Origin of the sequence: Parapedobacter indicus (assembly GCF_900113765.1) — a bacterium.
Classification (GTDB): Bacteria; Bacteroidota; Bacteroidia; order Sphingobacteriales; family Sphingobacteriaceae; genus Parapedobacter; species Parapedobacter indicus.
In genome coordinates this window covers 35869-58084 of the sequence record NZ_FOQO01000004.1, presented here as the reverse complement: position 1 = coordinate 58084, position 22216 = coordinate 35869, and the positions used below count along the sequence as shown (strand labels likewise).

Annotated in this window: 18 protein-coding genes; 5 read left to right on the top strand and 13 right to left on the bottom strand. The window is 48.5% G+C overall.

The window, feature by feature from the left end; all coding sequences use genetic code 11:
* Complete coding sequence (locus tag BMZ56_RS09305; protein ID WP_090626323.1) at window positions 1–990, bottom strand: PstS family phosphate ABC transporter substrate-binding protein; 990 nt, start codon at window positions 988–990, stop codon at window positions 1–3.
* A gap of 179 nt (window positions 991–1169) precedes the next feature.
* Between BMZ56_RS09305 and BMZ56_RS09300 the strand changes: the two genes are divergently transcribed.
* Genes BMZ56_RS09300 through BMZ56_RS09290 form a run of 3 tightly spaced genes read left to right on the top strand, consistent with a single transcriptional unit; the run spans window position 1170 to window position 4370 of the window.
* Window positions 1170–3626 (top strand): penicillin acylase family protein, encoded by a 2457-nt coding sequence (locus BMZ56_RS09300; RefSeq protein ID WP_090626322.1) that lies wholly within the window; start codon window positions 1170–1172, stop codon window positions 3624–3626.
* A 2-nt stretch (window positions 3627–3628) separates the two neighbouring features.
* Window positions 3629–3994 carry a hypothetical protein gene (locus tag BMZ56_RS09295; RefSeq protein ID WP_090626321.1) on the top strand — a complete coding sequence of 122 codons (366 nt, stop codon included), beginning with the start codon at window positions 3629–3631 and terminating at the stop codon, window positions 3992–3994.
* A gap of 43 nt (window positions 3995–4037) precedes the next feature.
* On the top strand, window positions 4038–4370 hold the full coding sequence (locus tag BMZ56_RS09290; RefSeq protein ID WP_143072891.1) for a hypothetical protein: 333 nt from the start codon (window positions 4038–4040) through the stop codon (window positions 4368–4370).
* Between the two features lie 135 nt (window positions 4371–4505).
* Here BMZ56_RS09290 and rodA read toward each other — a convergent pair whose 3' ends face one another.
* The 5 genes from rodA to BMZ56_RS09265 form a co-directional block, all read right to left on the bottom strand.
* Window positions 4506–5777, bottom strand: coding sequence for a rod shape-determining protein RodA (gene rodA / locus BMZ56_RS09285; protein WP_090626319.1), 1272 nt, complete (start codon window positions 5775–5777; stop codon window positions 4506–4508).
* On the bottom strand, window positions 5770–7722 hold the full coding sequence (gene mrdA, locus BMZ56_RS09280) for a penicillin-binding protein 2 (RefSeq protein ID WP_090626318.1): 1953 nt from the start codon (window positions 7720–7722) through the stop codon (window positions 5770–5772). Before mrdA ends, rodA begins: the two co-directional genes overlap by 8 nt.
* 28 nt (window positions 7723–7750) lie before the next feature.
* Complete coding sequence (locus BMZ56_RS09275; protein WP_090626317.1) at window positions 7751–8266, bottom strand: rod shape-determining protein MreD; 516 nt, start codon at window positions 8264–8266, stop codon at window positions 7751–7753.
* Window positions 8259–9092 (bottom strand): rod shape-determining protein MreC, encoded by an 834-nt coding sequence (mreC, locus tag BMZ56_RS09270; protein ID WP_090626316.1) that lies wholly within the window; start codon window positions 9090–9092, stop codon window positions 8259–8261. The genes BMZ56_RS09275 and mreC overlap by 8 nt, the downstream gene beginning before the upstream one ends.
* A gap of 81 nt (window positions 9093–9173) precedes the next feature.
* Window positions 9174–10196: a rod shape-determining protein gene (locus tag BMZ56_RS09265; RefSeq protein WP_090626315.1), complete on the bottom strand. Its 1023-nt coding sequence runs from the start codon at window positions 10194–10196 to the stop codon at window positions 9174–9176.
* Between the two features lie 90 nt (window positions 10197–10286).
* On the opposite strand from BMZ56_RS09265, the gene BMZ56_RS09260 reads away from it, so the two are divergent.
* Both BMZ56_RS09260 and BMZ56_RS09255 read left to right on the top strand, forming a co-directional pair.
* A complete protein-coding gene (locus BMZ56_RS09260) occupies window positions 10287–12275 on the top strand; it encodes a transglutaminase family protein (RefSeq protein ID WP_090626314.1) in 1989 nt (662 codons plus the stop codon).
* Window positions 12272–14176 (top strand): DUF3858 domain-containing protein, encoded by a 1905-nt coding sequence (locus BMZ56_RS09255; protein ID WP_245893152.1) that lies wholly within the window; start codon window positions 12272–12274, stop codon window positions 14174–14176. The genes BMZ56_RS09260 and BMZ56_RS09255 overlap by 4 nt, the downstream gene beginning before the upstream one ends.
* Before the next feature lie 6 nt (window positions 14177–14182).
* Here the strand turns inward: BMZ56_RS09255 and BMZ56_RS09250 are convergent, their stop codons facing one another.
* The 7 genes from BMZ56_RS09250 to BMZ56_RS09220 form a co-directional block, all read right to left on the bottom strand.
* Complete coding sequence (locus tag BMZ56_RS09250; RefSeq protein ID WP_090626312.1) at window positions 14183–15838, bottom strand: M1 family metallopeptidase; 1656 nt, start codon at window positions 15836–15838, stop codon at window positions 14183–14185.
* 3 nt (window positions 15839–15841) lie between these two features.
* Complete coding sequence (locus tag BMZ56_RS09245; protein WP_090626311.1) at window positions 15842–17521, bottom strand: DNA polymerase/3'-5' exonuclease PolX; 1680 nt, start codon at window positions 17519–17521, stop codon at window positions 15842–15844.
* A 53-nt stretch (window positions 17522–17574) separates the two neighbouring features.
* On the bottom strand, window positions 17575–18879 hold the full coding sequence (locus BMZ56_RS09240; RefSeq protein ID WP_090626310.1) for an NAD(P)/FAD-dependent oxidoreductase: 1305 nt from the start codon (window positions 18877–18879) through the stop codon (window positions 17575–17577).
* A 47-nt stretch (window positions 18880–18926) separates the two neighbouring features.
* Window positions 18927–19253: a 2Fe-2S iron-sulfur cluster-binding protein gene (locus BMZ56_RS09235; RefSeq protein ID WP_090626309.1), complete on the bottom strand. Its 327-nt coding sequence runs from the start codon at window positions 19251–19253 to the stop codon at window positions 18927–18929.
* A gap of 11 nt (window positions 19254–19264) precedes the next feature.
* Window positions 19265–20320, bottom strand: coding sequence for an NAD(P)/FAD-dependent oxidoreductase (locus tag BMZ56_RS09230; protein WP_090626308.1), 1056 nt, complete (start codon window positions 20318–20320; stop codon window positions 19265–19267).
* Window positions 20295–20750, bottom strand: coding sequence for a MarR family winged helix-turn-helix transcriptional regulator (locus tag BMZ56_RS09225; protein ID WP_245893150.1), 456 nt, complete (start codon window positions 20748–20750; stop codon window positions 20295–20297). The genes BMZ56_RS09230 and BMZ56_RS09225 overlap by 26 nt, the downstream gene beginning before the upstream one ends.
* A gap of 100 nt (window positions 20751–20850) precedes the next feature.
* Entirely contained in the window at window positions 20851–22155 is a 1305-nt protein-coding gene (locus BMZ56_RS09220; RefSeq protein ID WP_090626306.1) for a dicarboxylate/amino acid:cation symporter, read from the bottom strand.
* Window positions 22156–22216 lie beyond the last annotated feature (61 nt).

The window sequence follows — 22216 nt, the reverse complement described above, 5'->3', positions numbered from 1 at the left end:
TTAGTTCAGTTTTGTACGTTCTTCCAATAGTTGTTCTTCATTCAGGGGAATATAGCCGTTTTCCAATAACAGAGATTGGGATTCGTGGGTAAGTACGAATTTAATAAACTCAATAAGGACTGTATCTTTCGGCTTGCCCTTTACCAGAAAGGACAGGTTGCGCGAAGGGGGAGAGGGGTACTTCCCCGTTGCTACCGCATTTGTCAGGCTGTCAAGGTTATCGTAGAAATTCTCATCGGGCGCGAGTGTGCCGTCACCATTCAGGTCGATGGGCACCACACGGATCCCCGGGAACTGCTTACCGGTTTTAATATTGTATACATAGTTGATGTTGTTGAATCCGATGGCATGCGGATTTTTCTGAATGGCTTCGGCCATGCCGGGATCGCCGAAAATCCCGATACCTTTGAGGTCTTCCTGTGAGTGGCCTAAGTAAGCAGCCCAGGTTTCCGCCGCACCGGCAGCGTCCGAACGAACATATACATGCAGATCGTCATCGGAAAACGACGGATTGATCTGGTTCCACGCGGCGGCAGTTCCGTCTACAAAAAGCCGCCTGAATTCATCTTGCTTGATCCCCTGCCGAAGAAGGAAGCCCAGGTTCGGGTTCTGATCACTGACCGTCGCGACAACGGCATCTCGTGCTACGTGGATAACGTAGCCGCCTCGCTCAAATTCCTGTTGGTGTATGTCTCTAGATACCAAACCGATGTCGACCATGCCGGTCAAGGCATCCGCAATACCCTTGCCCGCGCCTCCTGCCGAAATATTGAATCGTACGTGGGGATGAACCTCTTTAAACTGCTCGCTCCATAGTACCACCAGCGGATAAAGCGCAAAAGCACCCGATATACTGAGCGTACCCTGAAGTCCTTTCTCCGGATCCCAACCGGACGAGTTTTTGGGCGCGCATCCCTCTTGAAGAATACTGAGCAATACGAATACGATAAGCGATGTTGCTGTCAAACATTTCCGAAAGGTAATCGCCATATCTTTATCACATTTGAAGTCGCAAATATATATAAAATTGGTAGACTTAATATGCTTATAGCTACTCATCATTGTATTTCAACGTCGTAGCTTACTAAATTTGCGGGCAGATTTGTGGATGTCGCCGCGTTTCCTTAAGTTTGAAATGCATTGCGACCTTTTAAACAAAACACCTAAATATGAAGTTAGTCAGACACCTTTGGCCCTTGTTAGTTGCGCTGATGCTGATGTATATGTTCCACCGCTCATGGGGAGTAATCCCTCCGCTCGGTAAACTGTTTAACCCCTTCGTTGGATTTCTTCAGAATGCGGAACAAGGTTCGGGTATCCGCGATGGGGAAATCGTATTGGCGGGATTACGCGGAGCGGTCACCGTATGGTACGACGACAACGCCGTTCCACATATTTTTGCACAGAATGACGATGACCTTTACTTTGCACAGGGATACGTCATCGCAAAGGACCGTCTTTGGCAAATGGAGTTTTATTCGTTGGTAGCTGCAGGAAGGCTCACGGAAGTGGTCGGGCCAGGCGCGCTGGAATACGATCGGTACAACCGACGCATCGGAATGGCGCGGACTGCAGCTAATATTACCGAAAAGCTGAAAAACGATACCGTTGCCAACAGGATATTGACAGCCTATGCCGCCGGAGTAAATGCGTATATTGACCAATTGGCAGCGAGAGATCTTCCGGTGGAATACAAGCTGCTCAACTACAAGCCCGAGCGTTGGTCGCCGTATAAATCCATTCTGATGTTGATGAACATGCGCCACACGTTGAGCGGGGGAAGTTACGATTACCGCCTTACCAATGTGCTGACTGAATATGGTCCGGATGTCATGGCCGACCTTTTTCCGGACTATCCGGCCATCGAGTCGCCCATCGTACCTCAAGGAACTCCATGGGCATTTTCGCCATTGGCCGTGCCTGCAGCACCTAATGTGGTGGCAGCCCCCCCGGATACTACCTTGCTGGCTTTTCACGTGCCTGAGCCACGTCCAGAAGTTGGAAGTAATAACTGGGCTGTGGGCGGGCGCAAGTCGGCCACCGGTTTGCCTATTTTAGCCAATGATCCGCACCTCCAACTCACGCTGCCTTCCATTTGGTATCAGATGCAGCTGTCGTCTCCCAATGAAAATGTATATGGCGTTGCCCTGCCTGGCACACCGGCCATCATCATCGGATTTAATAAAGATGTTGCCTGGGGAGTAACCAACACCGGGTCCGATGTAATGGATTTCTATCGAATCCGATTCCGTGATGCCACGTTGCGTACCTATTGGCACGATGGACAGTGGAAGCCGACAACCCGGTATATTGAAACCTATCGGATGAAAGATGGCTCCAAGGTGCTAGATACCTTGTACTACACGCATCAGGGACCTATCGTTTACCACGAAAAGCGGTCTACTAACTACTCGTCAAACATCCCCGTAGGGTATGCCATGCGGTGGATCGCCAACGAAACCGACGGTGCGGATCTGTTAACTTTTCACTACTTAAACCGCGCGACGGACTATGAAGACTATCGCGAAGCATTAACCTACTTTACCGCCCCAGCGCAGAATTTTGTGTTTTCGAGCAATGGGGGAGATATTGCAATCGTATCGAATGGAAAATTGCCTTTGAAATGGAAGGAGCAGGGAAAATACCTGCTGGACGGTACCCTCGGGGCGCACGATTGGCAAGGGTGGATTCCCCGGGAGCAAAATCCGGGGGTGAAAAACCCGCCCAGGGGATTCGTTAGCTCGGCCAACCAATTTCCTGCGGACACTACGTATCCTTATTACCTCGACTGGCGTTTTGCGCACTCCAGCCGGGCAATACGCATCAATGAGCGATTGGATGCCATGATGCACGCTACTGCAGATAGTCTGCGCGTATTGCAGAACGACAATTACAATGTGGATGCACGGCGCATATTACCCCGCCTATTGACTTCATTAGCCTTGAATGATTCCATCAGGCAGTCGGCGGAATACGCTGCGCTCGCACGATGGAATTACCGCAACGATGCCGACGCCGTGGGGGCGTCTATTTTTGAAAACTGGCTGGACGATCTGCTCAGGGGAATATGGGGTGATGAGTTTCCGGCAGAAAAACGTCTACTATATCCGAGTTTGGACCGTACGTTTGAACTCATCAACAACGAACCCGGGGCTAAGTGGTTTGACCGGGTGGATACGCCGGATACAATCGAGACTATCGACGACATTGTTCACGGAAGCTTTAAAACAGCTATGGCAAAATTGCGCGAACGCTTTGGCGAATTATCGGCACGTACCTGGGCCTGGGCCAACGTCAAGCAAACCCGCATTGCGCACCTCGTTCCTAATTTTACGTCGTTTGGCCGCAAAAATATATTAAATGGGGGAGGAAGCGGCGTTGTTAATGCAACCTCGCGCACACATGGTCCGTCATGGCGCATGGTGGTACAGCTGGATACCGATTGGCCGGTGGCATACGGTTTATATCCCGGCGGACAATCGGGCAACCCAGGAAGTAAATATTATGACAATATGATAGACCGCTGGGCGGCTGGTCAATTGGATACATTGTTGTTTATGAAACGTGTGGACGAGCAATCGGAGAGGCTACTGCACCGTACTTCATTGAAACCTAAAAATCAATAGCCATGCTGTATATCTTAATTCTCTTGCTTGGAGGGGCATTCTCCTATTTCGGACCGTGGTGGACAATCGCTCCGGTTAGCTTTGTCATTTGCTTCTGCTTACCCCAGAAACCGAGTGCTGCATTTTGGACCTCGGCATTCGCGGGCGTCACCCTTTGGGTGGGTTATTCCGTTTACCTGCACATAGGGGCCGATACGGATCTGACGGCTCGGGTGGCGGGCATTTTTACCGCCGGAGTTCCTGCCTTAGCGGATATGCCGGCTATTGCTCTGGTAGTGATCCTTGCCACATTGGTGGTCGCGCCCGTAAGCGGATTCGCAGGCCTTGCGGGCGTAAAGATCCGGCAGCTCATACGCTCGTCTTTGTAAACATTACAAGGGATCTCTTGTTTAGTAAGAAAAAAGAGATATTATGAGCACATCGAGATCCATGACCCCGCTATCTGTTGTATTGGAACGTCTTCGAGAAAAAGAATACGGTCGGGAGCTAATTATTAAGAGCGAGGGCGCGTACTTTGAAGGACAACCTACGGTGTACCAGCCGTCTTCACTGACGATTATCAAGGTGTACCGATTTGAAGGTGAATCCGATCCGGCAGATATGTCTGTCATTTATGCCATTCGGGCTGACGACGGCCAAAAAGGTTACCTACTCAACGCTTACGGCACTTATTCCGATCAAGATAATCCGTTCTATGACGACTTTATTCGGGATGTTCCGGTAAATGAACAAGAAGATTTATAAGCGATTGGGAAAGATCAATAAAAAAATTTCAAAAAATTTAGGATTTTATTATTAATCTCTTAAATTTGTTGTCATTCATGTGTGCAGCCATTTGCGTAGTGCCCTGCGACCCTTGCAGGGCCGCGCATTTGGTAACTAAACAATTCCCTTCCGATTTGAATCAAACTTAATCATAATAAACAGGAGAATAGTGAAGCTCCATAAAGACGATCCTCCGTAGCTGATGAAGGGCAGGGGAATACCAATAATTGGCACGATACCGATGGTCATACCAATATTGATGGCAAAGTGAAAAAACAGGATGCAGGCCACTCCGTAAGCGTAAATACGGGCAAAAGCCGTACGTTGACGTTCGGCAATATTGATAATGCGCAGTAACAGCGTCAGGTAAATACCAATGACCACCATACAACCCACGAATCCCCATTCCTCTCCGATGGTGCAAAAGATAAAATCAGTGCTTTGTTCAGGCACAAAATTGTATTTTGTTTGCGTGCCCTGTAGGTAGCCCTTACCCCAAAACTGCCCTGAGCCAATGGCAATCATGGATTGATTGAGGTTGTATCCTTCCCCGCGTGGATCATCTATTTTTCCTAATATGACATCAATACGGTTCCGTTGATGCGATTGCAATACATTTTTATACGCAAATTCGACACTGAAAACATAGATGGTAGACAGTGCAAACAAGATGACAACATTAATAATAATTTTAATCTTTTTCCGGAAATAATAGATAGCCAGTCCACAGATTGCGGCCAAGGTTAACACGACAATCCATGGATTGAAGGCCAGTGCAAGTACAAATAGCAGAATGGCCAGTGCACCAAACAACATCCACGCTCCCGAGATGTAGCCTTCGCGATAGAAAACGAACACCAGCGCGAAAAATGCTAATGCGGATCCGGTATCTGGCTGCATTAATACCAGGATGACCGGTAAAAAAATGATGATTGCACCCAAAAATAGATTTTTGAGATTAGGGCTCTTTGTACTTTGTGCGCTGAGATACCGCGCCAGAAGCAGACAAGTAGCCAGTTTAGCAAACTCGGAAGGCTGCAACCTGAAAGAGCCAATCGGTATCCATGCCTGATTGCCGCCAACGTTGCGCCCAACAATGAGTACGGTAATCAGTAGTAAGATCGTGATGGCGTATAAGATAGGCGAGATGGAGCTGTAAAATTTCGCATCCACGATGAGAATGGTAATCGCCAGGATCATCGCCGAAAAAATGTAGATAGACTGCTTGCCATAGTTGGTGTTCAGGTTGAATAAGCTCGGATATTCCGGATCAAATACAGCAGCATGGATGTTAAACCAACCAATAATACACAGTGAAAACCACAATAGTACGGTGAACCAATCAACGTCACCTCCAAATAATCGATGTCGGGGGTGGTTAGTCATATCGGTTTATTGCTACTAGACTGTGGTGAATAAATTGAACGTCTTCGTCGGGTTTCCTGGGTGGCATCGGATCCCGCTGTGGCGCTGTTCGAACCGTTTCCTTCGGCTTTTCAACCTTCGGCTTGGGTAACAGGTCGGCATTATGGATGCGGTCCTGAATGTACTTTGGAAGTGTAATGGTGTCTTTGAGGTATTGCTCAACCAGCATACTGGCAATGGGGCCGGCCCATACTCCGCCGTATCCTGCATTTTCCACAACCACCGCAATGGCTATCTTCGGGTTTTCCCGGGGTGCAAATGCAAAGAAAACGGCATGGTCGGCTCCGTGCGGGTTTTGCGCTGTTCCCGTCTTTCCGCACATTTCGATGTCTGCAATCCGAACAGCGTATCCCGTGCCCCCAGGCACATTCACTGCCCGGCTCAACCCTTCGACCACGGGTTCATAATATTTTTCATCAACACCGGCGGAAATTTTTTCGGTAAATTCGGGTTTGACAATTTTCTTTTCGCCAATTCCCTTAATGAGGTGCGGCCGGTAATAGAAACCCCGGTTGGCTACAATCGCCATAATGTTGGCCATCTGTAAGGGGGTTATGCCCATTTCACCTTGACCAATAGACAGTGATATGTTATAGCCGGAGCCCCATTTTGCATTTCCATAACGTTTGGTATAGAAATCCGACGTAGGCAGAAGCCCACTTTTTTCACCGGGTAAGTCAATTCCCAAGGCATGCCCAATACCGAACTTCATGGAAGCCTCCCGCCACAGGGTATACGCTTCGCTGGTCGGCATTCCGCGATGATCGATCATCCGGGCATAGGTATAACCGAAGTAGGTGTTGCACGAACGCTGAATGGCGGTAATTAATGGAATGGGACCGTCTACGTGCGTACAGCGCATAATCGCCCGGCCACCGCCGTAACGATAGCCGCCGGGGCAGTTGAATACGGTATGCTGATCGATCAAACCGGCCTGTTGGGCAGTTAGGGCACTGACTACCTTAAAGACAGATCCCGGAGGATACTGCGCTTGTATGGGACGGATAAACATCGGTTTATGGGGATCATACAACAGTTTCATGTAGTTGTTTCCGCGCTCGCGGCCCACCATCATGTTCGGGTCGTAACTCGGACTGCTTACAAATGTCAGGATTTCACCTGTAGAAGGTTCAATGGCAACAACACTGCCGATTTTGTTGCGCATCAGCTTTTCGGCAAGGATTTGTAAATCTTTGTCCAACGACGAAACCAATCCGTCTCCCGCCACGGCCAATGTGTCATATTTGCCATCGGCAAAAACGCCCTGCGGCCGGTTGAAGGCATCCACCATTACGTTCTTTACCCCCCGCTGGCCCCGTAATAGCTCTTCGTAGGCGCTTTCCACGCCACTGGCGCCAATGTAGTCGCCCGGCCGGTAGAAGCCCTTGGATCGTTCGATATCGCGGTCATTGACTTCCTGGATATAGCCTAGAAATTGAGCAGCAATGCTATCCGGGTAGCTGCGCACCGTGCGGTTCTGCACATAAAATCCTCGGAATTTATAGAGGTGTTCCTGTAACTTGGCATAAGCGGTGGAAGGTATCTGCTTTTCAAACTGAGATGCCTTATAGGGAGAATAGCTGCGTGCGGTTGCCATCCGACGGTCGAAGCCTGCTTTGTCGATCCCTACCAGCTCACACAATAATGCCGTATCAATGTCTTTCACCTCCCGTGGCGTTACCAACAGGTCATAAACGGGTTCGTTCTGGACAAGCACCTGCCCATTGCGGTCAAGAATGACGCCCCGGGCGGGGTAAATGACCATCTTTCTCAGTACGTTGTTATTGGCCGACAGCAGGTACGACTCATCGATCAGTTGCAGGTAAAAAAGCCTAGCAGCAATAACAATTGCCACCGCAATAAAAACGCCTTGAATAATGTACTTCCGCTCAAAAAAACTATTCATTTACCCACAGTAGACTTTCCCGGTAGTGTTAACGCTGCTTTTTTCGATAAAACAGCAAACTGAACAATAAAATGATAACGACCGTAAATATACAACTTAATAAGACACGGACGACGGTGTAATGGAATTGATGGAAAGAAAAGGTCTCCATCATGAACAGGACGGCATGGTGGAACAAGGTAATTACGGATACGTACAAGAAATACCACCGGAATGGCACATTGCCCCACAGGGGGGTCAAATAACTTTCATAATGATCGGTTTGCAGCGTGATACGGACGAAAATGATACGTGCCCATGCTAATGCAACACACGCGGCGGCATTGACGCCCAGCGTATCGTAAAATGCATCTACGGTGATGCCGGTGGAAAAGGCAATGCAGTATAGTAGAAAATTGGGGATACCGACGGGAAGGAGCAGAATAAACAGGATGTAAGGAAAGGGAGTGGCTAAATTGTAATAGCCGATATTCTTGAATAAGAATACCTGCAAAATAACCAAAACAAGGAAACGGACAGCATTATATACAAAAATTTTAGCCATTGTTCTCGTTTTGGGATTCCAACTCGGTACGCTCGCCGGCTAAGAGGTCGTCAACAACGTAAACGTGCTGGAGATTATGAAATGGAGTGCTTAGCTCAACCTTAATGTCCAAGAAACTGTCGCCGCCCGATATGCCTGTTTCAATTACCTTGCCAATGGGAATGCCGGGAGGAAAGAGAGAAAACCCGGAGGTTAAGACCGCTTCACCCTTTCTAACTTTCACATGGTTGGGGATGTCTTTCAGCATCCCGACGCGGGCATCGTAGCCCTCTCCCCATGTCATGGATCCGAAAGCCTTGCTGTCTTCCAATGCTGCGCTGACCCGGGTTTCGCTATGCAGCAGCGACTGGACTGTGGAAAAATGGTCAGACACATTGAGAACAATGCCTACGATTCCGCTGGCCGATATAACACCCATGCCTTTTTGGATGCCATGTACACGCCCTTTATCCAACGTGATGTAATTGTTTTTCTGGTGGATGCTGTTGTTGGTCACCTTGGCCACGATGTAATGGTATTGCACATTTTCTATGGAATCCACTACCGTGCCCTGTGCCAAGCTGTCGGGGGCCATCACCCGTTGCAATTGCTCCTTGAGCCGTGCATTTTCTTCCGCCAACAGCGCATTGTCTTCACTAAGGTGGAGGTAACTTTTCCACCCATTGATTTTTGCGTAAGCAGCGCCAACGAGTTGATTGGAAGTATTTACCGCTGATGCCCGTTGAAACGTGTTGTTTTGGACAACCAGGTAGTAGGCAAAACCAAAAAACACGATAAACAAAAAAAACGCATTATATCTAGTAAGAATTAGCCAAAGGTTCTTCATAACCCGATATTATTCGCAATGAGCGAAGTGTTTTACGTCAGCCCGTGCCGAATTTTCTTACTTTCCGTCTTTCGGACCTAATTACTGCATCAAAAATTTGAACGTACCGATGTTTTTCAAGGCGATACCGGTACCACGCACTACGGCGCGCAACGGATCTTCGGCAACATGCACAGGTAATTTGGTTTTGGCCTGAATACGTTTGTCCAAACCGCGTAACAGCGCTCCGCCGCCAGTCAGGTAGATGCCGGTTTGGTAAATGTCGGCCGAAAGCTCAGGTGGCGTGATTTCCAGCGCTTTTAGAATTGCTTCCTCGATTTTGGAAATGGATTTATCCAAGCAATGTGCAATCTCAGTATAAGAAACGGTGATCTGTTTAGGTACTCCTGTCATCAAATCCCGGCCTTGCACCGCAAAATCGGCAGGCGGATCCTGCAATTCCGGTAACGCCGACCCAACTTCTATCTTAATTTTCTCTGCTGTACGATCGCCAATCATGATGTTGTGTTGCCGACGGATATATTGGACAATGTCCGAATCGAAATTATCTCCAGCTACACGGATCGATTGGTCACACACAATTCCCGAAAGGGCAATAACCGCGATTTCGGTGGTACCACCGCCAATATCAATAACCATATTGCCCATGGGTTCTTCTACATCGATACCGATACCTACCGCCGCAGCCATCGGTTCATGCACCAGGTATACTTCTTTGGCACCTGCTATCTCTGCCGAGTCGCGAACGGCCCGTTTCTCCACCTCTGTGATGCCCGAAGGGATACAGATAACCATGCGCAGGGAAGGGAAAAACCAACCCTTGCCATTGTTGACCATCTTAATCATACCCCGGATCATGTGTTCGGCAGCGTTAAAGTCGGCAATCACACCGTCTTTCAGCGGCCGCACCGTACGGATATTGTCGTGTGTCTTGCCTTCCATTTGCATGGCCTGCCGGCCGATCGCGATGACCTTGTTGGTGGTACGGTCAAACGCAACAATGGAAGGTTCGTCCACTACCACCTTGTCATTATGGATAATAAGCGTGTTGGCGGTCCCCAAATCAATAGCAACTTCTTGTGTAAACCAGTTAAATAAGCCCATCCGGCAAAATATGATAAGATTTTTAAATTAGGTGCAAACCTACCAAAAAAACTGATAACTTTAGCCAGCAACAATTGATTTATTCCTGACATGTTAAAATCCTACTTAGCCTTTATCTCTTTCGTTTTGCTTCCCTGGTGCCTGGTAGCGCAAGATTTTGCATTCGGTTCGATCACACCGGAAGACAACAAACTTGTCAAAAACGATCTGGATAGCTTTTCCAATGCGGCAGTACTGAATGAATACGGCAAAGCATACATGGCGTATAACGATACAAGGGGCTATACCGAGTTGATCGTAGACTATCATGTGCGTATCAAACTATTCAATCGGGACGGATATCGATACGCGGATATCGAGTTGCCGACCTATAGGGACGAAAGTGGTGGGCGAACAGATGCGTTGTTGGAAATTAAGGCCGTAACCATCAATATCGTGGATGGACGTATCGTTTCCATACCCTTGGATAAGGCCCGCATTTACAAGGAAAATGTAAGTAAATACGTCACGCACACGAAATTCACTTTCCCCGATTTGCAAGACGGAAGCATCATCGAATACAGCTATCGATTGGTATCTCCGTATATTTTCAATTTCAAGACGTGGCAGTTCCAGGATGATATCCCCAAAATCAACAGCCAGTTCGAAGCGATTATACCAGGTATGTACACCTACAACGTGACATTGCGCGGCCCCTATAAGCTAACTACGCAGGATGCCAAGCTGGACCGGGGTGCCTTCCGAATTGCAGGCCGAGATATCGATTGCTCGCACATGACCTATGGAATGCAACATATTCCGGCTTTCGTATCGGAAGATTACATGACAGCTGCAAGTAATTTTAAATCAGCTATTTATTTTGAGCTATCTGATGTGTATCGACTTAATGGAGCTAACCTGAAAATCACCAAGGAATGGCGGAACGTAGACCGCGAGTTAGCAACCGACGCCAGCTTTGGAAGTCAAATGAAACGCGACAATGTGTTCAAATCGCTGCTGCCGGAAATCCTGAAAGGAGCGGCGGACGACCTCGGAAAAGCAAAAGCGCTTTACCGCTATATTCAGCAGCATATCAAATGGAACCGCTACTTAGGCAAGTATAGTGAAAATGGCATCAAGGAAGCACTTGAAGAGCGGTCTGGAAACATAGGCGACATCAACCTCGCGCTGATTGCCGGATTGAGCGCCGCGGGGTTGGATGCCGAAGCGGTCATCCTATCGACACGTGATAACGGCTTGGTCAATGATGTCCATCCGGTCTTGACTAATTTCAACTATGTAGTGGCTAAGGTGAACATCGGGGACAGCTATTACCTGTTGGATGCCACCGATCCATTACTGCCGTTCGGTCTGCTTCCCCTGCATTGCATCAATGGAAAGGCCCGCGTGATTAACCTCAAGAAACCTTCCTATTGGATTGCGCTTACCTCGTCGCAGAAATCGATCGTCCGATATACACTGATGGCAGAGTTATTTCCGAACGGAATGCTTAAGGGACGATTGCTAATCCAAAGCCTTGGCTACGCAGCGCATCGCAAACGGCGGGAACTTGCAGAATATACCACGGTGGAAGAATATATGGAGCATAGAAATGAACAGCTTATCGGTTTCGATATGCTTGCTGGCGAGATCGACGGAAGGGAAGACGTAGACGTACCGTTGACGGAGCGGTATGAGGTGGAGATGAAATTGTATGATAGCCTAGCTTCAGAAACAGTTTTCTTCAATCCATTTTTTCTCAACCGGATCGGCAAAAACCCATTCAACCTGGATGAGCGCACTTATCCCGTAGACATAGGAGCAGTGCGCGAGGATCGCGTGGTCATGACGATTAAGCTGCCCCACGGCTATGTGTTGAAATCGAAACCTGACGATTCTAACCTGACTTTGGAAGATAACGGCGGCAGGTATGTCACGCAAACGCAACTGGTCGGCGATACATTCTCGTTTTCGCAACTACTGACGCTTAACCACACCACTTATCCACCCGAAAGTTATTTTGCATTGAAAGAACTTTTCGGCCGGATCATCCGGCAAGAGAAAATTGATGTGATGCTCAGTAAAACCAACGGAAAATGAGGATAATAGGTTGCATCGTGATGATGGCGACAGTGATCGCCACTTACGGGAATCAAGCGCAATCCGATTATGCCATCGCCGACATTCCCACGGCGCTCAAAGCCCGGGCAGATGCGGTAGTGCGGCATGAAACCATCGTCGTCGACATGCAGGCGCCCACCAAAGTGAACTACCATGTAAAGCAGGCTATTACGGTCTTCAACAAAGGCGGTGAGGGCAAGGCCAGACTGGTTATTCACTACGACAAAAGTACAGTAATAAAGCGTATCGCTGGACGGGTGTTTGACGCCAACGGTTTCCAGACCGGCAAATTCACACACCGCGATTTCATGGATGAAAGTGCGGTGAGCAGTTTCTCATTGTATGAAGATAGCAGGATGAAACATTTCCTTCCCGCGGTGACCCACTATCCGTATACGGTGGAATACGAATATGAATTGGAACTGAAGCAAAATCTGATCATACCGATTTGGCGACCAGATGCTTATCCGGATGTTTCGGTTGAGCATAGTCGGTACACGTTCCTATGCGAGGCAGCCGACAAGGTGCGTATCAAGGCCATGAATTACGGGGGTGAACCCATTTCAGAGGATCTTGATGGCCGGAAAGCCCTGACGTGGGAGGTATCCAACCTTGTGGCACGACGACAGGAACCTTATAGTCCCAATCCGGATACTTATTGTATTTGGGTGCGGGTTGCTCCGGTCGATTTTGTTTATTATAAACACCGGGGGCAGTATGCCGATTGGTCCGAGTTGGGCCGTTGGGTTCACAAAGCGCTTTTGGCTGATGGATTGACACTCCCCGAAAGTACCATTCAGGAAGTCAGGCAATTGGTAGCCGATAAGGCATCCGATAAGGAAAAAGCACGAACCCTATATGCGTATCTTCAGCGGAAAACAAGGTACGTCAGTGTCCAGATCGGTATCGGCGGCTTCAAACCCACAGCGGCAAGCGAAGTGGACAGGCTTGGATATGGCGATTGTAAGGGACTGGTCAACTACATGCAGGCGCTCCTGAATGTGGTAGGAATCTCTTCCTACTATTGCGTAGTGGAGGCGGGAAGTGCCAAGCGTGACATGCAGCCCGATTTTGCAGGAATGGAGCAAGGCAACCATGTTATCCTATGCTTGCCATTCGAAAACGATACTACCTGGTTGGAATGCACCAGTCAACGCACACCCTTTGGTTTTTTGGGTTCATTTACTGACGACAGGACGGTGCTTGCATGTACACAGCAGGGAGGCAAACTCCTGCGGACGCCACGCTACGCGGAGGAGGCGAATCTCCAACGGCGCCAAGCCACATTAACGCTGAAGGATGACGGTATGCTTATCGGGACCGTGACAACGGAATTTGCTGCTGCTCAGTATGACAACCACCTCGAAATTGCCGAAAGCAGCAATATTGAACAGATGAATCTCCTGAAAGATACCTACGATATCGATCACATCGGCTTCCACAACATCGCTTACCGGAAAGGGGAATTGGATATACCGACCCTGACGGAAACTTTTGATGTTACATTGGCGGGTTATGCGCCTGCCAACAATGAGCAGGTATTCCTCATCGCAAACGTGTTCAACCGTCGCAATACCATCCCGGTGCTGAAGAACCGGATGCTACCAGTTTACATCAATAGGGGATACCTTGATGAAGATCATATCGTTTTCACTTTGCCCGGCGGCTGTACATTGGTTTCGGGAAGTTGGGAGGAGACAATCGATAGTCCTTTCGGCCAATATCACGCTACGGTTGAGCAAACAGGAAATCAGCTTACGTACCATCGGAAGTTCCTCCTCCACGAAGGTACTTTCCCGGCGGACCAATATGCGGAATTCAGCACGTTCATCAATCGGGTATATACGCTTGACAACCGCAAGGCTGTGTTATCGAGGTGATAGTCGTTATTCGACGAGTACACCGATGTAAAAGTTGAACGTGTCAACCTCCAGGTTGTTGCGCGTCAGTCCGGGTATATCAATGGCCGTAAGATGGCGTTTGGGGTAGATGAAACGATACTTATCGCCTTTAATTCGGATACGTACGGGCATGTCAAAGTCAGATTCATCGGCAATCCATCGGCAATAGGCCTTTCCATCGGGATGGAAATAGAACTCTAGGGTGGGGATGTTCGGGTGACGCACATATTGGGCAAACATCGGCGCGAAGTTTCGGTCCGATTGCTTGCTGATATAGTCTACGATGTCTTGATAGCTAACCGTCTTGTGATAAAATTGCCTATTCAATCCGCGCAATAGCTGTCGCCATTTTTCATCATCGTCAATGATAGTACGTACCATGTTATGCAGCACCCCCCCTTTGTTATACATATCGGCAGAACCTTCGTGGTTGACGCCATAGCTGCCGACAAGCGGCGCAAGATTCTGGATGCCGCCGCGGTTTCCATGTATATACTCCTGGCCGGCCCGTTTGCCATAGTGATAGTCAATGTAAAGTGCCTCGGAATAGTTGGTGAAACTTTCATGGATCCACATATCCGCAAGATCGGCGGCTGTTAGGTTGTTTCCGAACCATTCATGGCCCGATTCGTGGATGATGATGAAATCCCACTTGTTTCCCCAGCCGGTGCCCGAGCCGTCCCTGCCTAAGTAGCCGTTTTGGTATTTGTTGCCGTAGGCAATGGCACTTTGATGCTCCATGCCGAGGTGGGCGGTTTCGACGAGTTTGTAGCCGTCGGCGTAGAAGGGATAGGGGCCAAACCAGTACTCAAAGGCACGTAACATGGGTTTAACATTGGCATCGAAATGCGGCTTTGCTTTGGCCGCATTCTCACGGAGTACCCAATAATCGAGATCGAGTACACCTTTTTCGCCACGAAAGGTATCGGCAAAATGGACGTAGTCGCCAATGTTAGCGGCCACATTGTAATTGTTAATTGGATTGCTGACAAACCAGTTAAAGCGCGTATAGCCATCCCCGAGGTCTTCGCTGCCTCTGAATCGGCCGTTAGACACATTGGTGAGGCCGGTAGGAACACTGATGCTGATCAGCATGCTGTCCACCTCGTCCGACAAGTGATCTTTATTGGGCCACCATACACTTGCGCCCAAACCCTGGCAAGCCGTAGCGATCCAGTGCTTGCCGTTGCTATCTTTCTTGAAATCAAATCCGCCATCCCACGGTGCCCGCTTGGCCTGTACCGGGTGCCCCGAATAATAAACCGTGAAAGAATCCCGCTGCCTTTTATGGATGGTCTGTGGAAAATCGATAAACACGGCATTGTATTCGCGTTTGAAAGGAAGTTCCTGCCCTTGGTATACAACCTTGTCAATGGAAAGGTTATCAAACAGATCAAATTGCAACCGTGAAAAATCGTCGACCGCTGTAAACTCGAAGCGGTTGGAACCACTGATATAGCGTTCATCGGGATTCACGCGCACATCGAGGTGGTAATAATTGATATCGTAACAGGTGCGTAACGGAGTCAATTGCCCGCGCAACGAGTCGGCCCGGCTGAAAATTTCACGAGCTTTCAGTAATTGGCTGTAACCGGTGATGGTTAACGATAGGAAGAGGAATAAAAGAAGCAGTCGTTTCATGGGTTATGAGCGTTGACGATGGAAATACTCCTTTATCCGTTCCAATGGAAAGGTATTGAGGCAATTACCGGCAGTAAGGCCACCCTTTCGGGCTACATGTACGCCGTATTGCATATCCTGGAATCCGCTGTTGCGGTGGGCATCGGGATTGATGGACAGCAAAATACCTTTTTCAACCGCATACCGATGCCATCGCCAGTCTAAGTCCAACCGCAGTGGATTTGCATTAATTTCAATGGCAACGCCATTTGCCGCACAAGCATCTATCACGCGCGCATAATCGATGGGATATCCCGACCGGCTGAGCAATAACCGTCCGGTAGGATGGCCCAGGATGGTGGTATAGGGGTTTTCAATGGCGCGAAGCAGTCGCGCGGTCGCTTTCTCGATATCCATCCGGAGATTGGCGTGGATCGATGCCACCACAAAGTCGAATCCGGCGAGGACCTCGTCGGGATAATCCAACGAACCGTCGCTCAAAATATCGGATTCGATGCCCTTGAAGATATAGAAAGGAGCCAGGCGGGCGTTGAGCGCGTCAATTTCAGCCCACTGCTCCTGTACGCGTTCAATGGTCAACCCCTTGGCATATATGGCTGTTTTGGAGTGGTCGCTTATGCCTAAGTATTCCAGACGCAATTCGTCTCGGCAATACAAAGCCATTTCTTCCAACGTATTGACACCATCACTATACGTGCTGTGGTTGTGAAGTGCGCCGCGGAGGTCCGTGTAATTGACAAGGGTAGGGAGGGTGCCCGTTTCCGCCAGTGCGAGTTCATTTGTACCTTCACGGAGTTCCGGTTCGATGTATGCAAGCTTCAATGATCGGTAAATCGCCTCCTCTGAATCAAATTCTGGCAACTGGGATTCCGTCAGTCGATCCTCCAACAGCCGCAAATGTTCGTCCGAACCTGTCGAAATGACCAATTGCCTATAAAATGATCTTGGATCAGTAGGGATGAATCGGAAAAGTATACCCGTATCCGTACGTGCTTCCAGTGGCTGGGAGTTGGTCGGCGACTGGATAGAAAGCCCTGTTAGGGTTACAAGGGCCGCGGTGAGTTCATGAAGTGAGGCTTCAATCAATAGATCCACCGATTGAAGGACTTCACACTTGCGACGGAAATCACCCGTATAGGAAATTTTTCTGTCGTTGGGCAACAGATTTTGCAGAGAAAACATGATTTCATCTGCAAGTTTCTCCACGTTGGCATAGAGAAACCAGCCTTGATTGGCAATCGCAAACTCAATGGCTTTCTTGATCTCCTCCTGGGTTTTGAAGCCGAATCCTTTAGCCTCAATCAGGCGGTTTTCGTTACAGGCATAAAACAACTCGCCCACGGTTTCGATACCGAGCTCCCGCCAGATTACTTGGATTTTTTTAGGGCCGAGCCCCTTGATGGTTAGCATTTCTCGTATCCCCGCTGGAGTGGCAGTTAGCAGTCGCTCCAGTTCGGGAAATGACCCGGTGGCAAGCAGCGCCGAAATCTTATCGGCCGTACTCTTTCCGACGCCTGGTACTTCACTGAGCTTTTCGAGCGATTCCGGCGTAATCCGAAAAGGCAGTTTATCCAATTTAAAGGCCGCGGCCGCAATGGCTTTGGTTCGAAATGCATTCTCTCCGTGTAGTTCCATCAGCTGGGCATATCGCCTGATGGTTTTTGCGATCGTTTTGTTATCCATTGCCGCAAATTACGCGTTTAGCATAAAGATCACAAAGTTTTTTACGCCCTCATTCACTCATTCACTGGCTCCCGCACGCGTTCCGGCCGCCTGTATTTATGGATAATCAGTCGGATCCCCGCATTGAAGGTGAGGTAATTGATTGCCCAGTTAATAAACGTAACTACCCGATTACGGAATCCAACCAGCGACATGAGGTGCACAAACATCCATACCCACCAGGCAAAGAAGCCCTGGAAGCGTATTTTTCCGATGTCAACGACGGCTTTGTTACGGCCAATAGTTGCCATGGACCCTTTGTCGAAATAGTTGAATTTTTCCGTAGGTTGCCCAGATAGCATGCGGATAATGTTCTTTGCCAAGAACCGCCCCTGCTGTTGGGCCACTGGAGCTACGCCGGGATGACCCCGCGGCAGTTCGTCCGTAATCATGGCCGCTACGTCGCCAATCGCAAACACGTCTTTCATCCCGATCACACGGCATTCTTCGTCGGTGCGTATCCGGTTGCCACGCACCACAATATCGGGATTGATGCCGGATGGAAACTGTCCCATTACTCCGGCCGACCAAAGTACGGTTTTGGTTTTGATGCGGTTGCCGTCGGCAAAGGTAATGATATCACCATCATAGCCCGTTACCTGTACGTTCAACAACACCTTTACACCCAATTCTTTCAGGTATAATTCCGCTTTTTCGGATGCTTGGGGCGATAGGTTGGCCAGTATCTTTGGGAGCCCCTCCACGAGGTACACATTCATGTCTTCCTTTTTTAGCTCCGGATAATCTTTGGTAAGGATGTGGTTGCGAATTTCCGCAATAGCACCCGAAAGTTCCACACCGGTAGGACCCCCGCCTACTACCACGAAATTGAGGTAAGCAGAACGCTCTTCGGTATCCGTTTTCAATAGCGAATCCTCAATGTTTTGCAGAATGAAGCTGCGAATGCTCACGGCTTCCTTCACGTTCTTCATCGGCATCGCGTTGTGTGCGATGTCCTGGTTTCCGAAGAAATTAGTAGTTGCACCGGTAGCTATAATCAGGTAATCGTATGAAATGGATCCGATGTCCGTATCAAGCGTTTTGTTGGTTGCATCGATTCCCAGCACATCAGCAATGCGGAAGGTGAAATTTTCCTGTTTCCTGAACATCTTACGCAGTGGAAATGCGATGGAAGGCGCGTCCAGCGTACCAGTCGCAACCTGATACAGTAGGGGTTGAAACGTATGGTGATTGTTGCGGTCTAGCAGCATCACTTCAACTTCCTTGTTTTTAAGGGCTTTGGCCACTTCGATGCCGCCGAAACCACCACCAATGATGACAACCCGTGGAAATTTATGATTGGAATATTGTGTATTCATCAGTTAGCTAATTAAAATCCGATTACTAATACGAACGGTTGAAGGTATTAATTGTTTCCGAAAACCCTGATTTTTAGCCCATCCAGTGCCGGATTTAAGCGTATCTGGCAGGCCAACCGGCTTTGATCACCTGCATCCGGTAATGTATCCAGCATATCCAGTTCCGCGTCACTGAGCGGATCGAGATTTTCGCTGCCTTCCAATACTTCGATATGACACGTAGCACATAACGCCATGCCACCGCAGGTGGCTAGAATATCGTATTCTGAAGCTCTTAATACTTCCATTAAGCTGAGGCTGATCCCCTCGGGGATCTCAAGTTGGCGGATGCCGCCTTGTGGATCCTCCACCGTGATATGAATGATTTCTTCCATTTTACAATAAGTTAAAATGTATTTACACCATTGACAGTGGTGTATTTAAAGCTTAATTTTTCTGCTGGATGTACGTATTTGAACGCACTTTGAGCCATTAGTGCGGCTTCATGAAAACCGCAGAGGATGAGTTTCAGTTTGCCGGGATACGTGTTGATATCACCGATGGCGTAAATTCGTTCAATACCTGTGGAATAATCCGTTGTATCTACGGTAATGGCAGATTTGTCAATATTCAGTCCCCAATCGGCGATGGGCCCCAGTTTAGGGCTCAGTCCAAACAAAGGGATGAGCGCATCGGTTTCAATCAATTGCTCCTGTTTGTGTTTATCGGTTACTCCCACTTGATTCAATATACCGTTGCCACGTACGCTGCTAAGATTCCGTTGTAAGAGCAGTTGGATTTTTCCGCTTGCGGCGAGCGCAAAGACCTTTTCGGCCGAGTCCGGAGCCCCACGAAAACTGTCGCTCCGGTGAATCAAGGTTACCTCACGGGCGATATCACTTAGAAATACGGTCCAGTCCAAGGCTGAGTCGCCACCTCCGGCAATGACAATGCGTTTGTCCCGATAGTGCTCCGGATTTTTTACCATATAGCTTACTCCACGGCCTTCAAAGTCTGATAATCCGGGTATTTCAGGCTTCCGTGGTTCAAAGGAACCCAGCCCACCTGCAATAACGATCACCTGTGCGTGGATGATTGTGTTTTCGCTGCCGACAACATAATAGGAACCGTCGGCCTGCCGTTCCACTGCTTCCACGCGCTCACCCAGCGTAAAAGAGGGTTGAAAGGGACTGATCTGTTCTACCAGGTTATTTACGAGTTCTTGCGCGTTGATAGCGGGATACCCCGGGATGTCGTATATCGGTTTGTGTGGATAGATTTCCGATAGTTGTCCACCCACTTGCGGCAACGCATCGATCAGGTGGCATCGCATCTTGAGCAATCCGGCCTCAAATACAGCGAATAAACCCACGGGGCCCGCTCCAATGATGCAAATGTCTGTTTTTATCCGATGATCGGTAACCGATCCGCGGCGATCAGCGTAGATTTCCTGTGCTTCCATTGTCAATTTCCAAATTAGTATATATCGTATCCAATATCCGCTTTAAATGCTCAAAATCTTCCTCGTTAAGGTTTTGCCACGCCTGCATGCGGATTTTGTTGACTTCACCGGAAAGAGTTTCAATTTTACGTTTTCCGGCCGTTGTGAGGTGAACCACAAAACTGCGTCTATCGGTGGGATTTGCCCGGCGCTCCACCAGATCTTTGCTCACTAACAGGTCCACGATGCGGGTAAGGGTCGGCTGGTCCTTTCCACAATATTCAGCTAATTCTTTCTGAGAAAGATCCGTATGTTGATTTAAATTTTTCAGGATGGCCCATTGATCTACGGTAATACCAAATTGTTGGCAATTGAATTGATATTGGGCATACTGTTTTACACGCCGTGCGGTGCGATCCAATAAAAAGGAATATGCATTGTATTGCTCCATTAGCACAATAATAATTAGTATGACAAATATACGGAATAGTTATAAAAAAAGCAAGCCGTTTGGCAATGCGGCCTGCTTCTCAATGGGATAACTTTTGTACTTATTCGTGATACATCCTGCCGGCTTTCTCCTCCACATGTTGGATGTAAGCCGCGGCGGTGATATCGCCATTCACGTTAAGTGTGGTACGCGACATATCCAAAATACGGTCTACCCCATAAATCAGGGCTATGGCTTCGCCGGGTACGCCGATGGAAACTAATATGGTCACGATAACAGGTAGCGATCCCCCTGGCACACCAGCTGTACCCACTCCAGCCAGTATGCAAAGCAATACCACTGTAATCTGTGACCCGAGAGTAAGTTCAACGTTGAATACCTGTGCCAGAAAGAGCACCGTTATCCCTTCAAATAATGCCGTACCATTCTGGTTGCCTGTGCTGCCGATCGTTAACACAAAATGGGCGATGGGCTTGGGTATTTTAAGCTTTTCGATACTTACCCGTATAGCGGTTGGAAGGGTGGCATTGCTGGAACTGGTCGAAAAAGCAGTGAGAGTCACTTCGCCCATATCCTTCATGAACTGCACCGGGTTGCGGTTGGCAAAATATTTCAAGACAATAGAATATACTACAAACTGATGGATTGCCAATGCGCCGAGTACAATGAGTACATACCAAAGCAACGAAACCAGAAAGTCCGCACCGACATTGAGTACCATGTTAAATAACAATGCAGCCACTCCATAGGGGGCCAGCGCCATGGCATAACCGATCACTTTGATAACCACTTCATACAAACCCTCCAGGAAACTTTTCAGCGTTGCGGTCTTTTCCTCGCCTACGGCAGCCATGGCCACTCCGAAGATTAATGCAAAAAACATGACGGACAGTAAACCGCCTCCTGTGTGGTTGGAATTGAATGCATTTGCCATTTCGTCAAACGGATTCCGTGGAATAATCTGGGCCAAAATATCACCCGCTGTCCGCTCATCGGCTTCAATCGCTTTTGCCTGAGTCGCAGCATTGGCGGCCTCGGCACCAAACTCCGTGACCAGATAGTCCCTGGTTTCGTCCGATATATGTTTGCCCGGATTGAATACATTCACCATCGTGATTCCGATAAGTACGGCAATGAAACTCACGATAACCGTGTAAATCAACAGCTTGATTCCCATGCGGCCCAATTTCTTCACATCACCGATTTCGGCAATGCCTAATATTAACGCTGAAAGAATCAGGGGAATGACCATCATGAAAATTAAATTCATGAAAATCTTCCCGATTGGTTCGACCCATCTTACAATACTGGATAAGGTTTCTGCTGAAAGTCCGAGGTTTTTGACGATTAATCCGGCCACGATGCCGAAAATCATGCCAATAAAAATCTTTGTGTGTAACTTCATTCAGATAACTAGCTTTTAGGTAATACTGCAACGATTAACGAATAATTTTTATGAACAGCAG